A 14758-nucleotide genomic window follows, 5' to 3' on the forward strand; every position below is an offset into this window, starting at 1 on the left:
CAATCGCGGAAAGTTGCCACATTTACCCTAATCAATTTCCGGTGAGTAGGGCTATCCGACATTGCCTTTGCATGGCGCGCACGTCCGCGGAAGGGAGCGGAAGCGAGTACTTGCGGGCGATGTCTGCGAGGCGGCGAGAATATTCGCAGCGGTTGGTCGGCGGAAGCCATTCGGCAGGAAGAGCATCTGACTTTTCTTGGTTGAGCTTGCGGCTGGTGGCTACGAGATTGAGCGGATCGTTGCCAAAGCGCACTTTGGTCTCGCGGTCCCACTCGGAAGCGCCCATGTCATAGGCCGCGGAGAGCGGAAAGATGTGGTCGATCTCTATGGGTGAAGTGGCAGGAATGGTGGTGCCACTATAAGGGTCATAGACGGTCCCACTGCGGGCATGGCAATCGTGGAGGGGATCGCTGGCCTGGCTTTCCAGAATGGCCTCGCGGGTGCTACAGGCACCGTGGGGCTGCCAGATGCCGAAATCATCGCGATTGTAACCAGCGGCGTTAGGGCGTGCAGCTACGGTATCGACCTCAAAACGTGGAAAAGGCCACGCATACCATGCGCCGATAAGGACGGTGACGCATGATAGCGCGGCCAGATAATAGGACTTCATGTCCTATTGGACTGCGTGGAGTCCGTGATGGTTCCGATTATTTATCGGTGACCTTTTCCGCGGCCTCCTCGAAGTCGAGGCTGGAGTCATTTTCCACGAGCTTGGCCAGCTTGGTGGCCTCTTCAAACTCGCTAACAACTTCCGGTGCTGGCTCCTTGGTGAGCTTGGTGACGATGACCGCCACAATGAGGGCCAGGAAGAAGCCAGGAACCATCTCGTAGAGGGTATCGGAAAGCGGAGACATGCCCCAGCCGATGGCTACGATGGCGCCGGTGAGCATGCCGGCAATCGCGCCGGTGGCGTTGAAACGCTTCCAGTACAGGGACAGCAAGATGATTGGGCCGAAAGCGGAACCGAAGCCTGCCCACGCAAAGCCCACAAGGCCAAGGATGGAGTCAGACGGGTTGATCGCCAAGAGGGCGGCAATGACCGCGATGGCAACGATTGCGGTGCGGGAGAGGTTGATGAGGACCTGTTCGCCTGGCTTCTTCTTGGCAAAGATGAGGAAGAGGTCCTCGATGAGGGAAGTAGAGACGACGAGCATCTGGGAAGACATGGTGGACATGATGGCGGCTAGAACCGCGGTCAGGACGAAGCCTGCGGGCAACGGGTGCATCATGGCCTGTGCCATGTCCAGGAAGATGGTTTCGAAATTGTCCTGGTCGGTGATGCTGTGGCCGGTTTGGGTGAAGTAAACGGTGCCAGAGAGCGCGACGAAGATTGCGCCGATGACGGACAGGCCCATCCAAGTCACGCCGTAGAAGCGGCCTTGGCTGGCGTCGGAAGGCTTACGCAGCGCCATGAAACGGACAACGATGTGCGGCTGGCCAAAGTAGCCCAAGCCCCAGGCCAGGTTGCCGATGATAACGCCGGCGGATACGCCTGCGAACATGGAGAAGTAGCTGTCATTTTCTACTACGCCATCGGTGCCATAGGGATTATTGGCGGCAAACGAGAAGATCGAGGATGGATCGCTGAGAGAGACAATGGCCATGATCGGCACGATCATCAGGGCGACGAACATAAGAACGCCCTGGACGACGTCCGTGTAAGACACCGCCAAAAAGCCGCCGACGAAAGTGTAGAAGATGGTCACCGCAGCGATGACGAGCATGCCGGTGAGGTAGTCGCCACCGAAGGTGGACTCGAAGTAGCGGCCACCGGAAACCATGCCGGAGGAGACGTAGAAGGTAAAGAAGAAAATAATGATGGCTGCGGAGATGATGCGCAGCAGGCGGGACTTATCGTGCAGGCGGTTTTCAAAGAAGGACGGCACGGTAATGGAGTTGGCCGCGATTTCCGAGTAAGAACGCAGGCGCGGTGCGACCCACTTCCAGTTAGCCCAGCAGCCGACGAGCAGGCCGATGGCCATCCACAGCTCGGACATGCCGGAAAGGAATAGAGCTCCGGGCAGGCCCATGAGTAGCCAGCCGGACATATCGGATGCGCCAGCGGAAAGAGCCGCTACGAATGGGTGCAGGCCACGGCCGCCCAAAACATAATCGTCATATTGGTCGGTTTGTTTGTAGCTCCAGTAGCCAATGGCTGCCATTGCGAGGAGATACACGATCATCGCAATGACGTACCAAGTTGAATCTTGCACGTTTTACTCCTTGTAGTGATATGTAGGACATATTCACGTTAACGGGGTCACAAGGTTAACCCAAGCGAAAATACAGGTGTGACGCATGTCTCCGTTTGGATTTTCTATCGTTCAACTGGGGAAAGAGGGAAATATAACGAGCGTGTAACAAACTTGGAAGGGCTGCTATGCTGGCGGTTATGGCTTCTTACCTCGTGCATGGACTGTGGCTCCCCGTTACGGGGCTTGGTCTGTGGATTGAACAGGTAGAAGGGCACAAGATTGTCATGCCCAATGCCGTTCCTGAAGGCACCTTCCCGCCGGCGGTAGAGTCCATCCTGGGGAAGAAATCTTTCCGCAACCGGGCGCGGGTCTCGCTGCGCACGCCCAAGGGCAAGGACGTGTCCTTGATGGTGCCGATGGCAATGTTCGGCCCAGAAGAGGCCGTCGCGGCGCTTACTCAGATGGAACACCTGAATCACAAGCCGCCTGCCACCATCGCCCCTGACCTCCAGTGGCTGCTCCATGCCTACAGTGGCCTATGCAAATTCGTGCGCGCCGGGCGCGTGACGTTCCGGCTGGCCTACCAGGCCAATGAGTGGTTCCCCATGTGGCAGCTGGCCTCCGGCTTGGGGGAGCGCGGGTGGCTTGCAGAGATGATGGCAGCCGCGCCCGGCATCTTGCATGTTAATAATCGGGCACTGTCGGATGACATGGCCGATGAGCTCACGCACTGGATCGCGTTTCGAGAGCTGCGGCCCGTGGCGGAAGCACCGCGGCCGATGCCGTGGCACGAGTTCGCCCGCGCCCTGCTCGATACGCGGCCGATCCGGCGTGGGCGCGCGCAGCTTTTGCGCGGGCTCAATGAGTGGAAGAATTCCATCTACGAGGTGGAACTCCAATTGGTCTACATCGTGGAAGAACCGGCAGAAGATGACCCGGATGCGGCCAAGTGGCCGGTGCGCGTGCGGGTGCGCTCGGGCACGGATGCTCCGCGGCCGGTGTCAGCGCAGAGTCTGGATAGGGCGAGCGTCGAAAAGCTGCGGGAAGCCCACCGCAAGGCTGTGCGCATCGCGCCCACGCTGGGGGAGACCGCACAGCTGCCGCAGCCCGGCGACGGCGACTGGGATGTCTACCTAGAAACCCACCAACTTACCCATTTTGTTACGCACGAGGTGGACAAGCTCAAGGCCAGTGGCGTGACTGTCATGCTGCCCAAGGCCTGGGCGCAGATGGAAACGAAGGCCAAGCTGGAAACCCACGAGGCCCGCGATCCGGCCGAGGCCGCCACTAAAAAGCACATTGGCATGAATAAGCTGGTGGACTATAACTGGCGCATGTCCGTGGGCGATGTGGAGTTGACCGAGGAAGAAATGGAGGACTTGGTCAATTCCAAGTCCGGACTTATCCAGTTACGCGGCAAGTGGGTCATGGCCGATAAGCAGGTTGTCTCCCAGGTCTCCGGATACATGGATGCGCTGCGGGAGAAGTCCCTGGCGCGCAAGAAGAAGGAACTTGAGCAGCTGGCCGCTACCGCGGAGATAGCCAAGCAGCTCGGCGAACCCGGTTGGGAAGCCTTAATGGCGGACGTGGAGCAGCGCCGCCAAGAGTTCAACGAGGGTGGCGAAGAACACGAGCAGGTTACCGTGGCTGAGCTGCGCGAGCTGGCGCTCGAGTCCATGACCCAAGAACCCATCGAGTTCACTGGCAGTACCTGGCATACGGCCCTGCTCGGCGGGGTGGACAAGGTCGCCCCAGAGCGCGTGGACATTCCCAAAACTGTCCATGCGGAGCTGCGCGAGTACCAGCGTCGCGGCGTCGACTGGCTGTATTGGATGTCTCGCAATGGCATAGGCGCCGTGCTTGCCGACGACATGGGGCTCGGCAAAACCCTCCAACTACTGTCCCTTCTCGCGGTGGAAAAGGAGCGCGGTGAGCAGACTGGCCCCACGCTCGTCGTGGCGCCAACCTCCGTGGTAGGAAACTGGGCGCGCGAGGCGCAGCGCTTCGTCCCGGATTTCAAGGTTATGGTGCAACATGGTCCAAGCCGCCCGCGGGGCGAAGACTTCGCTCAAGCCGCTACTGAGTGCGACCTGGTTATCACCACATATGGCACCGTGGGCCGCGATTTTAAGGACATGGGCGAGGTAGGCTGGCAGCGCGTTGTTCTAGATGAGGCCCAGGCCATCAAGAACTCCGCGACGCGATCATCCAAGGCCGTGCGCTCGCTGCCCTCGGAGCACCGCGTGGCGCTGACCGGTACCCCGGTGGAAAATCGCCTCTCGGAGATGCGCTCCATCCTGGACTTTTGTAATCCCGGAGTATTGGGCTCCGCCTCGTTCTTCCGCAATCACTTTGCTAAGGCCATCGAGCGCAATGATGACGAAGAGATGTCTGAACGCCTGCGCCAGCTCACCGCGCCGTTTATCCTTCGCCGTGTGAAGACGGATCCGAATATTATCGACGATCTGCCTGAAAAGTCCGAGCAAATCCTTACCGTGTCCATGACCACCGAGCAGGCCGCCCTGTATAAAGCACTGGTCAACCAGGTGAAAAAAGACCTGCAGGAAGCTACGGGAATGAATAAGCGTGGGCTGGTGTTGTCCTCGCTCACCCGTATCAAGCAGATTTGTAATCACCCCGCGCATTACCTGGGCGATAGCTCGCCGGTGACGCTCAAGGGCAAGCATCGCTCCGGCAAGGTTAAAGAACTCATGCGCATCGTGGACGAGGCCACTGAATCCGGCGAGCGCCTCTTGGTCTTTACCCAATACAAGGCCTTTGGCGATATCCTGCAGCCATACCTTAGCGATCAGCTCGGCCGGGAGATCCCCTTCCTCCACGGCGGGGTGAGCAAAAATAAGCGCGACCAGATGGTGGAAGACTTCCAGTCCGAGGATGGTCCGCCGGCGATGATCCTTTCGCTCAAGGCCGGCGGTACCGGCCTGAACCTGACGGCTGCTTCCATCGTCGTCCACATGGACCGCTGGTGGAACCCGGCGGTGGAAAACCAGGCGACGGACCGCGCCTTCCGCATTGGCCAGCGCCGCAATGTGCAGGTATATAAGATGATCACCGCGGGTACGCTGGAGGAATCTATCCAGGACATTTTGGATGGTAAGACGCAGCTGGCCGGCGCCGTCGTGGGCGAGGGCGAGGGTTGGCTCACCGAGCTGGACCCAGATCAGCTGGCCGCACTCATGAGCTACCGGGGGAGGGAGTAATCCATGGCTGTTAAAGGCGATGACAACGTTATCTATGCCAATTTTGGTACCCGCAAGCGGGTAAGCACCCCGGCTGAGGTCAATCACGTCGACCGCAGCGGGCGCATCCTGTCCACGACGGCCTCGCGTATCGCGGCCTTTACCTCCCACGGTGCGGATCGCGGCCGGATTACCCGCGGCCGCCAGTATGCCGAGGGCGGCCACGTCGTGGGACTGGAGGTGCGCAACGGCGCCATCCACGGCCGCGTGGCCGGCTCCCAGAATGAGCCCTTCGCGGTGCTCATCCAGTTGCCCTACCGCAATAATGACGATATTGCCCAGCTGGCCACCGAATTCGCCCGCACCCCCAACTCCATTGCCAATGCACGCAAAGGCCTGCTTGCCGACGCCGCCCTAGACACCCTTTTCGCCCCCGAGGCCGAAGACCTGCGCCTGACCTGTGACTGCCCGGACGGCGAGTACGTGTGCAAGCACATCGTGGCGGTGGGCGATAAGCTCGCCACCCGGGCGGATGCGGACCCGGCTGTCATTTTTAATATGCGTGGCTTGGACTTTGCCCGCCTGGAGCGCATGGTCCTCGAACAGGCTAAGACAGTCAGCCGCGAAAGCTTTACCCCAAGCGGGCTGTCCGAGGAAGAAAAGAATGAGATCTTCTGGAACGGCCGCGAGCTGCCGAAGCTGCCGCAGCCCAAGGTCGCCCCGGCCATCGATGACTCCGATCCGGACCTCTTGCGCAAGGCCATGCGTTCGGTTTCTCATACCAACCTGGATCTCTTGCGCGCGGTATCCGATATTGAAGACCTCTACTACCACCTCACGCACTAATGACTGCTACCACGTTTATCCATACCTCCGATTTTCAGCTGGGCATGACCCGCTGGTTCTTGAAGGGCGAGGCCCAGGGTCGATTTAATGATGACCGCGAGGCCGCGATCATGCGGCTGGGCGAGCTGGCCGAGGACACCGGGGCGGATTTCATCGTCGTAGCCGGCGATGTCTTTGAGCACAATTCCCTCTCCCGCGAAATCCTCGCCCGCGCCACGGAAATGTTTAAGCGCCTACCTGTACCGGTCTACGTCCTGCCCGGCAATCATGACCCGCTGGTGGCGGACTCGGTCTTTTATAAGACCAGCGCCGATAATGTTCACGTTATTGCGGACTCCCAGCCGATTGAGGTGGCCCCCGGCGTGGAGCTGGTTGGCGCGCCTTATCTGTCCAAGCGCGCGAACCACGACTTAGTCCGCCACGCTCTCGAGCCGCTGGAGCCGGCCGAGGGCATTCGCATCGCCGTTGGTCACGGGCAGGTGGATTCCCGCTCTGGCGAGGATGACGCCGATACCATCGATCTAGCCTTCGTTGAAGACTGCCTGGATCGCGGGGTGATTGATTACCTGGCGCTCGGCGATACCCACTCCACCGAAAGCCTCGGCACCACCGGCCGAGTGTGGTTCTCCGGCAGTCCAGAAACCACGGATTTTAAGGAAACGAGCACCGGCGGCGGCGAGTCGGATTCTGGCAATGCGCTGGTGGTGCGCGTGGGGGATGAGGTGGACGTCGAGAAGCGGCGCATCGGCCGCTGGACTTTTGAGGCCGTCGATGCCGCCGTGGATTCCGCCGAAGACGTGGACCTGTTCTTGGCACGCTTGGGCGAGTATCCGGACAAGGTGCGCACGGCCGTGAAATATAGCCTGCGCGGCACGCTCGGCATCGAGGCCCACGCCCGCCTGCAGCGCGGACTAGATGAGTACGAGGCCGTATTTGCCTCCCTGCGCCCGCGCGAGCGCACCATGGATCTCTACCTTGAGCCCAGCGATGAAGAACTAGCTAGCCTTGATATTTCCGGCTACGCGGCCGAGGCCCTGCAGGAGCTTCTGGATAACCGCGAGGATCCCGTCGCCCGCGACGCTGCCAACTTGCTATTCCGCCTGGAGGGACAGTCCTAATGCGCATTCACCGCCTAGAACTTAATAACGTCCGCGGCATTGAGCACCTGGTCCTGGATGAGTTGCCAGAAACCGGCGTCGTGGTCATCCATGGTGAGAACGAGGCCGGTAAGTCCACCATCGTGGAGGCGCTCGACGTGGTGCTTACCGAAAAGCACAGCGGCCGGTCCAAACGCATTCGTGCCTTGCAACCGGTGGGCAAAGACGTGGCCCCGGAAATCACGGCTGAACTTAGCGTAGGCGACTACCGCTTTAGCATTGCCAAGCGCTGGCTTTCCAAGAAATCCTGCGAGCTACACATTTCTTCCCCGCGGCCGGCGCAATTTACCGGCAGTCAGGCCGATGATGAGTTGGAGCGCATCCTCTCGGAGCACTTGGACCGCTCGCTTGTCGACGCCCTCTTTATGCGCCAAGACGACACCGGCGAGGCCATCTCGGCCGTCGGCATTCCTAGCCTCACCCGCGCCTTGGAGCGCGAATCTGGCCTGGCCGAAGAAGAGGTCTCCGGCGATGATTCCGCGCTCCTTGCCCGCGTGGATAAGGAATACCAGCGCTACTTCACCGCCGCGAAGGGCAACCCAGCCGGTGAATATAAGGAGTCCGCCGAAGCGCTCACGCAGGCCGAAGAAGAATACACCGAGGCCACCCGCGTACTGCGGGAGCTGGACTCCGTGGTTGAGCGCTACGAGCAACTCCAGCGCGACCTATCCGCCGCCGAAGCCGAGCTTCCCGCCGCCCGGGCCGATCTCACTGAAAAGCAGACCCAGGCGGAGGAAGCCGCAACCGCGCAGGCCACGCTGGATTCCCACAAAGCCACGCTCGAGCGCGCCATCGAGGACCTCGCCCGCGCCCAGGCAGCGGTTACCGAGCGCGCCGGGCTCGTCGCCGCAGCCGATGAATCTGCCACGGCTGCCAAGGACGCCGAGAAGAAGCTCACCGGCGCGCAAGAAAAAGCTCAAGAAGAAGCTGCGGAAAAAGAGTCACTGGACAAGCGCCTGGCAGAGGCAAACGAGGACTATGCCGCGGCCCGCAGCACTCTCAAACAGGCTCGCCGCCTGCAAGATAGGCAGAGATTTGAACAGTTAAGCGCCCGGTTGGAATCACTCGACGCCCTCGCCGCCGAGGTAGACCAAGCCCGTGCGGCCATTGCCCAGCGCGGACGCGAGATCACCGCGGCCGATATCAGCGGCCTGCATAAGGCGGACTCGGCGCTGTCTGTAGCCACGCGCCTGCACGAGGCTGCGGCCGCCAAGGTGCACTTTTCGGGTCCGGATGGTTCTAGGATCCGTGTTGATGGGGAGGACGTCGAGATAGGCGAGGACACCGCCATCGAGCTGGTCGATGCCCGAGTTATCACCATTGGTGAAATCACCGCCCGCTTTTCCGCTGGGGCCTACTCGGCCGAAGCTACCCTGCGCGATGTGGAACAGGCCCGCACGCGACTGCAGGATCTGCTCGATACCCTTGGCGTGGATTCTGTCGAAGCGGCCGAAAAGACCCATGAGGAGCACCGCGCGCTCAACGACACTCTGGATGCCGCCACCCGGGCTCTCGCCGCGGAACTGGGGCCGGATGATTTAGCCGACCTCCGCGCCCAGCATTCCGCTTTGTCCGAGAAGGTGGCGGACCTTAAAGATGCGGGTGAGGTCGATCTCGCTGCCGCCGAAGCCGCGGAAGAAGCAGCCAGCGAAAAAGTCAATGCGCTCGACCGCGAGCTTGTGCCGTATCGCGAAAGCCGTCTTGCCCACGAGGTAGTGCGCTTAAACGCCGAGCTGACCGCCGCCCGCGAGAATGCACAGCGCGTGACCAGGGAGCTCGCCTCCGCGCGCGAGCATGCCGCCGACGAGGCGCTCCATGCCGAGGTCACCCGTTTGGAGACCGTCGTGGCACAGCTGCGCGGGCAGCTGGAGCAGATGGAAGCGGTTGATCTTGATACCGCCAATTCGCTGGTAGAAGGCGCGCAGTCCCACCTGGAATACCTCACCGGATGCATCCAGCGTTGTGAGGTGGACCTCGGCAGACTATCGAGCGAAATCAACTTCCACTCTGGTGCCGCAGAGCGCGCCCAGCAGGCCACCGCAGCGGTAGAGATGGCTCGCGCGGTGTACGAGAGCGTAGACAAGCGCGCGCAAGCAGCCCGCTATCTGCGCGAACTTTTACTCAAGCACCGCGATGCCGCCCGCCAGCGCTACGCCGCGCCCTTCGTGGACGCACTCTCACAGCTGGCTCGCACCGTTTATGGTGGCGATATCACCTTCGAACTCGATGAAGATCTCCGCGTGACCGCCCGTACCCAGGATAGAGAGACGGTGAACCTGGCCAGTTTGTCCGGCGGTGCGCGCGAGCAGCTGGCCATCCTCACCCGCTTTGCCATTGCGCAATTGGTAGGGGCAGAGTCGGTGCCGGTCATCGTAGACGATGCGCTGGGCTCTACCGACGCGCACCGCCTACAGCTTATGGCTACGCTCTTTTCCCACGTGGGACGAGATAATCAGGTGCTGGTCTTTACCTGCATGCCGGAGCGCTACTCTCGCGTGCCGAGTCGCAGCGAGCGCGACATCGCTTCCCTCAAAGGGGTAATCTAGTGCCATGCCTTCTCAAACTCGCTGGTTAGACGACGAGGAGCAGGAGCTATGGCGCCTGCTCCTTGGCGCTGTGCGCAAGATTAATAGGGGAATGGATGAAACGCTCAAGGCCGGCGGCGAGGTATCTGCCTCCGAGTTTGCTGTCCTCGTTGCCTTGTCTGAGGCGCCAGAGCAGCGCCTGCGCCTGCACGAGTTGTGCACGCAGCTAGAGTGGGACCGCTCCCGCGCCTCCCACCAAGTAACCCGCATGGAAAAGCGCGGCTTGCTTTATAAAGAACCAGATGCGGAAGATGCCCGGGGGATTAATGTGTGCGTTACTCACGTGGGCCTAGAACACCTGCGGCGCGCTGCCCCCGAACATGTGGAATCAGTCCGCCGCATGGTCTTTGACCACCTGCAGCCCGAGGACGTGCCTGCGCTGCGGCGCTTTTTCAACGGCGTTTTGCAGGCCAAAAACCTCCCCGGCTATGAGGGATATGTGCCAGATTCGCTACTACACGGAAGGGATTAAGCTCCATGATGGGACAAGAGCTCTTCGAGCACCCAAAGAAGCAATATAAGACCTACGGAATCACCGCGTTGGAGGAGCTTAGCCCGCGCATCGGTGACCCCGAAGCGCACTTGGATGATGCCGCTAGTGAGGGCCAAGTTGCCGCCATGGAGGAGGCCCTAGAGGCCTACCCGGACTACGCGTTGACTTATGACCAAGACACCGAGCTATGGATTGTCGGCGCGGAAGAGGACATCGAGCGCATGCTCGCGGACCGCGAGTCTTTCGTAGAGGCACTACTCAATAACGAGGACCCCGGAATCTAAGGGCGAAATTTCGGCGTCAATCAAAAGTGCGAGGAATGCGGCCTTCGGGGGACTTAACTGTTAAGATATCCGTAGTTAATCCTCGGTGGATCGAAAGGTTTTATCATTATGAACGAGCGTGAGGCTCAGGAACAGCGCGAAGCAGCAGCTCGCGATAAGGGCAAGGGCTGGGTTCCCGTATTCCTTCAGTGGATTCCTTCCATGCTGCTAGCCGTAGTGATGCTGGCAGCCATGTTCTTCGGTATGTACTACATCGAGCACGGCACCTTGGACATCACCCAGCCGATCACCAACGAGTTCATTACTCAGTAGCTTCGGCACATAGAAGAATCCGGCTCCCCTGCACATGGCGGGGAGCCGGATTATTTTATTTGCCCACCGCCTGGCGCCAGGTCATCTTGCGTCCATTATTCAAAATGGCGCGGCGGTAGATTCGACCGACTAGCACGATAATCAGTGCGGTCACCACAGCCATGAGCACATAGCTAGCCAGCAATCCCAGCCAGCTGAGGTTGCCCCCGGCCACCTGCATCGGAGCGACCAGCATGGAAACCGGCGGCAACCAAGTCATGACCTGCATCCACGTGGCATCCAGATGCATCCAGCCGAACATCGGTACATACATGGTGGCAAAGACAAGGAACAGAATCGGTGCCTGCGTGGACTGGAGATCCTCGGTGCGCTGCACCATGGAGCCGGCTGCAGCGTAGAGGCTGCCAAAGAAAAGCAATCCTAAAATCTCGCCTACAAGGAGGACGGCTACCAAGCCATAGTCCAGCTCGAGGTCACTAGCCAGGCCGGACGCAGCAATCGAAATCGCGCCACCGCCCAGGATGAGGAGGGTGGCCAAGAAACCGACGATGGTATTGCCCAAAATCTTGCCGGCCAAGAAGTCTACTGGGCGCACGGAGGACAAGATGATTTCCACTACGCGGGAGGACTTTTCCTCCGTGACGCGGCCGCCAATCAGGCCTGCGAAGGTCATGACAGAAAAGACCACCGCCATTGCGCCAATGAGGACCGTGGCTACACCGGCCATCTTTTGTTCAGTGCCATCCTCTTCTTCTAAGTTCACCTGATTTACGGCGGTCGAAGGGGTAGCCTTTTCTAACTCTTGCGGGTCAATATTGAGCTTTTCCAACGCCGTTGCTTGTGCTTGAGAAGAAACGATTTGGTTGACGGTGGTAGTCACCGCAGCAGGCGTATCGCCCTTGCTCAAGAGATCCCAGCCGTCGTTTTCTGCCGGCACGAGGGCGGCATCGGCCTCGTCATTTTCCACCAATTGCTGGGCTTCCGGGCGGTCTTTCGCTGCTGTGGCATCGATGCCGGAATCTTTGAAGGCGGACGCTTCCATCCCCACGACGGCTACGGAATCAGGTTCTTCATCGCCGCTGAAGAAGCTGATAGCAATTGGGGCGATAATGGCGCCGAGGATGAGGAGCAGCATAGTGCCCACTACCATCTTCGACTTCAGCGCGACTGCCATTTCACGCTTGGCTACGACGCCGATGGTCTTCATTGCGGAATACTGCATGGCTTAGGCCTCCTCATTCTGGTTGCTAGTGACGACGTCCTGGAAAAGCTCGGTCAGGTCTGGGATCTTGCGACCGAAGGAATGCACTGGGCCAGCGGCTAGGGCAGCCTGCAGGATCGTCTGGTCATCAACGCTGGGATCTGCTTGGATTACCACGGCGTCGGGAGTTTCGGCCACCAGCTCCGTGCCCTCCGGGTACCAGCCGCGTGCTGGGGTAGCGACCTCAAAGCGCGGCGGGCCCTGGCTGCGCAGCTTATCGACGCCCCCTTCGGCCACCATGTGCCCCTTCGTCACAATGCCCACGCGGTCACATAAGCGCTGCACCAAGTCCAACTGGTGCGAGGAGAAAATGACGGGAACGCCACGGTTGGCGCGCTCGCGCAGCATATCTGACATCACGTTGACTGCTACTGGGTCCAGACCGGAAAAGGGCTCGTCCAGAATCAGCATGTCTGGTTCGTGAATCAGGGAGGCCGCGAGCTGTACTCGCTGCTGGTTGCCCAAGGAGAGGTCATCGAGCTTATCGTCCATGCGCTCGCCCAGGCCTAGCTGCTCAAGGAGCTCAGCGCCGGCGCGCTTGGCGGCAGACTTGTCCATACCGTGCAGCGTGCCAAGGAAGACCAACTGGCTGAGCAGCGGTTCTTTCCCGTAGAGGCCGCGCTCTTCTGGCATATAACCAATGCGGCGGCGGTTATCGTCATTAATCGGGGCGTCATCAAAGTAGACTTCGCCGGAGTCTTTCGCCAGCACACCTAGTGCAATGCGCATGGTGGTGGACTTTCCGGCGCCGTTGGAGCCGACGAACCCGAAGATTTCGCCCTCGCCAACGCTAAAGGTCATATCCCGCAGGGCTTGTGTCTCCCCGAAGGACTTATTGAGGTGGTCAATGGTCAAGGTGGGCATGTTTAGTTCTCCGAGTTCTGATTGAAGGTTAGTGCGTAGCCGACGGCGGGCAGGGTGGTAGAGATGAAGAAGCTAAAAAGCAGAAAATAGCCGGCCCCAAGTAAGTATTTGGTACCAATAGTGCCGGTATTCCCTCCTCCGAGGAACCAATTTCCCACGAGGAGCGTGGCGAAACCGCCGACAAATAGCAGGGAAGTAGACAGCTTGAAGGCTCTGCGGCGCCACTCATCCAGGACCTGGGCTTCATATTCATCGAGAAAAGACAGCGGCTTGCTGTCCTTGGAATCGATGGTTATGCGCAGAATGGTCCACGGGACGCACGAGAGGACCATTGCTACAGACATGGCCAAGAGAGACCAGTAGGAGGAAAACGCTAGTGCGCAGATGAGGGAAATCGCGGAAATGGCTACGCACAGATACATAGACGCGATTAATCCACGGGTGGGGCCTGGTCGGCGGAACCGCTCGGCACGGACCTTTGTAGAAACAGGGTTGTCGTTTGCTGTCATGTACCCAAGTGTTGCATAAACCCAACACTCTGGCAAGAGATTCTGCAGATTTTCTCTGGGTTGACCCTGACGTGGCGTAAGGCGCGACAATGAAGTCATGGACGACATCGATGAAGTTCTCTATACCGTTGGCGAGGTAGCAGCGCTCTTCCGTATTACGGTGCGCACGCTGCATCACTGGGAGGCGCAAGGTTTGCTGTCACCCACGTGGCGCAGCTGGTCCAACTACCGGCTATATACCGAGGAAGACTGTGCCCGGGTGCAGAAGATTCTCATCTACCGCGCCACTGGTATGAAATTGACCGATATTAAACAGCTGCTAGATGGCGCTGCCTCCGATATAGAACATTTGCAGAGGCAGAGGGAAAGCTTGCTTGCCCAGCGCGACAACCTCAGTGAAATGCTGGCAGCGATTGACACCTTGATGGAGGATGCAATGAATAAACGAAAGCTCACTGTGGAAGAAATCGGAGAAATTGTCGGTGATGGAAATTTCGCTGCATATCAGCAAGAGGCTGAAGAGGCCTATGGATCGAGCGGGGACTGGGCAATGTACCAGCAACGCACTGCCGACTGGTCGAAGCAGAACTGGAGCGATGCCCAAGCGGCAGTTGCTGAGGTGGAGAAAGAGCTGGCCCAGGCTGTAGCCAGTGGAGTGGCACCGGACTCGGAGGAGGCCCAGGGGCTCGTCGAAAAGCACCGCGCAGCACTCAGCGCCTTTTTTCCTGTAACGCCGGCAAAGCACTTCTTAATTTCCCGCGGCTACGTTGCCGATGAGCGCTTCCGTGCTCACTATGAGGCGCAGCAGGTAGGGTTGGCCCAGTGGTTGGCGGACGCGATTGAGAATGCGGCTAAGGTACAAGGGGTGGATACCGCCAATCCGGAGTGGAAATAGTTAGCGGGCCGGAAGATAAATAAACCGCTGGCCACCAGAAAGTACTGGTGGCCAGCGGTAACTGTGTCCCCGACAGGGATCGAACCTGCGACCTTCGGTACCGGAAACCGATGCTCTAATCCGCTGAGCTACGGAGACATCGCTGGGAAAATTCCCA

The 14758-nt window shown here is 59.6% G+C and carries 13 protein-coding genes and 1 tRNA gene; 8 read left to right on the top strand and 6 right to left on the bottom strand.

The window, feature by feature from the left end; genetic code table 11:
• Positions 1 to 31: 31 nt before the first annotated feature.
• Positions 32 to 610, bottom strand: a complete 579-nt coding sequence (locus tag QP990_RS05170; protein ID WP_023021795.1) for an HNH endonuclease family protein — start codon at positions 608 to 610, stop codon at positions 32 to 34.
• 37 nt (positions 611 to 647) lie between these two features.
• Positions 648 to 2213 carry a sodium/proline symporter PutP gene (gene putP, locus QP990_RS05175; RefSeq protein WP_023021794.1) on the bottom strand — a complete coding sequence of 522 codons (1566 nt, stop codon included), beginning with the start codon at positions 2211 to 2213 and terminating at the stop codon, positions 648 to 650.
• 167 nt (positions 2214 to 2380) lie between these two features.
• Between putP and QP990_RS05180 the strand changes: the two genes are divergently transcribed.
• The 7 genes from QP990_RS05180 to QP990_RS05210 all read left to right on the top strand — a co-directional run bounded on the left by QP990_RS05180 (position 2381) and on the right by QP990_RS05210 (position 11072).
• Entirely contained in the window at positions 2381 to 5416 is a 3036-nt protein-coding gene (locus tag QP990_RS05180; protein ID WP_200287725.1) for a DEAD/DEAH box helicase, read from the top strand.
• A 3-nt stretch (positions 5417 to 5419) separates the two neighbouring features.
• Complete coding sequence (locus QP990_RS05185; protein WP_023021792.1) at positions 5420 to 6241, top strand: SWIM zinc finger family protein; 822 nt, start codon at positions 5420 to 5422, stop codon at positions 6239 to 6241.
• On the top strand, positions 6241 to 7359 hold the full coding sequence (locus QP990_RS05190; RefSeq protein ID WP_023027841.1) for an exonuclease SbcCD subunit D: 1119 nt from the start codon (positions 6241 to 6243) through the stop codon (positions 7357 to 7359). The genes QP990_RS05185 and QP990_RS05190 overlap by 1 nt, the downstream gene beginning before the upstream one ends.
• Positions 7359 to 9944, top strand: a complete 2586-nt coding sequence (locus QP990_RS05195; protein WP_284798606.1) for an AAA family ATPase — start codon at positions 7359 to 7361, stop codon at positions 9942 to 9944. Before QP990_RS05190 ends, QP990_RS05195 begins: the two co-directional genes overlap by 1 nt.
• A 4-nt stretch (positions 9945 to 9948) precedes the next feature.
• Entirely contained in the window at positions 9949 to 10455 is a 507-nt protein-coding gene (locus QP990_RS05200) for a MarR family winged helix-turn-helix transcriptional regulator (protein WP_284798607.1), read from the top strand.
• 5 nt (positions 10456 to 10460) lie between these two features.
• Positions 10461 to 10760 carry a molecular chaperone GrpE gene (locus QP990_RS05205; protein WP_284798609.1) on the top strand — a complete coding sequence of 100 codons (300 nt, stop codon included), beginning with the start codon at positions 10461 to 10463 and terminating at the stop codon, positions 10758 to 10760.
• Between the two features lie 108 nt (positions 10761 to 10868).
• Positions 10869 to 11072 (top strand): hypothetical protein, encoded by a 204-nt coding sequence (locus tag QP990_RS05210; protein WP_023021787.1) that lies wholly within the window; start codon positions 10869 to 10871, stop codon positions 11070 to 11072.
• A 55-nt stretch (positions 11073 to 11127) separates the two neighbouring features.
• Here QP990_RS05210 and QP990_RS05215 read toward each other — a convergent pair whose 3' ends face one another.
• Genes QP990_RS05215 through QP990_RS05225 form a run of 3 tightly spaced genes read right to left on the bottom strand, consistent with a single transcriptional unit; the run spans position 11128 to position 13706 of the window.
• On the bottom strand, positions 11128 to 12294 hold the full coding sequence (locus QP990_RS05215) for an ABC transporter permease (RefSeq protein ID WP_284798612.1): 1167 nt from the start codon (positions 12292 to 12294) through the stop codon (positions 11128 to 11130).
• 3 nt (positions 12295 to 12297) lie between these two features.
• On the bottom strand, positions 12298 to 13197 hold the full coding sequence (locus QP990_RS05220) for an ABC transporter ATP-binding protein (RefSeq protein ID WP_284798614.1): 900 nt from the start codon (positions 13195 to 13197) through the stop codon (positions 12298 to 12300).
• Positions 13198 to 13199: 2 nt separating this feature from the next.
• Positions 13200 to 13706 (bottom strand): hypothetical protein, encoded by a 507-nt coding sequence (locus tag QP990_RS05225; protein ID WP_284798616.1) that lies wholly within the window; start codon positions 13704 to 13706, stop codon positions 13200 to 13202.
• A 97-nt stretch (positions 13707 to 13803) separates the two neighbouring features.
• Here QP990_RS05225 and QP990_RS05230 point away from each other — a divergent pair, with 97 nt between their 5' ends.
• Positions 13804 to 14601 (top strand): MerR family transcriptional regulator, encoded by a 798-nt coding sequence (locus tag QP990_RS05230; RefSeq protein WP_284798617.1) that lies wholly within the window; start codon positions 13804 to 13806, stop codon positions 14599 to 14601.
• Between the two features lie 64 nt (positions 14602 to 14665).
• On the opposite strand, the gene QP990_RS05235 is transcribed toward QP990_RS05230, so the two are convergent.
• A tRNA-Arg gene (locus tag QP990_RS05235) sits at positions 14666 to 14739 on the bottom strand.
• Positions 14740 to 14758 lie beyond the last annotated feature (19 nt).

Origin of the sequence: Corynebacterium sp. MSK071, from assembly GCF_030232125.1 — a bacterium.
GTDB classification, from domain to species: domain Bacteria; phylum Actinomycetota; class Actinomycetes; order Mycobacteriales; family Mycobacteriaceae; genus Corynebacterium; species Corynebacterium kefirresidentii.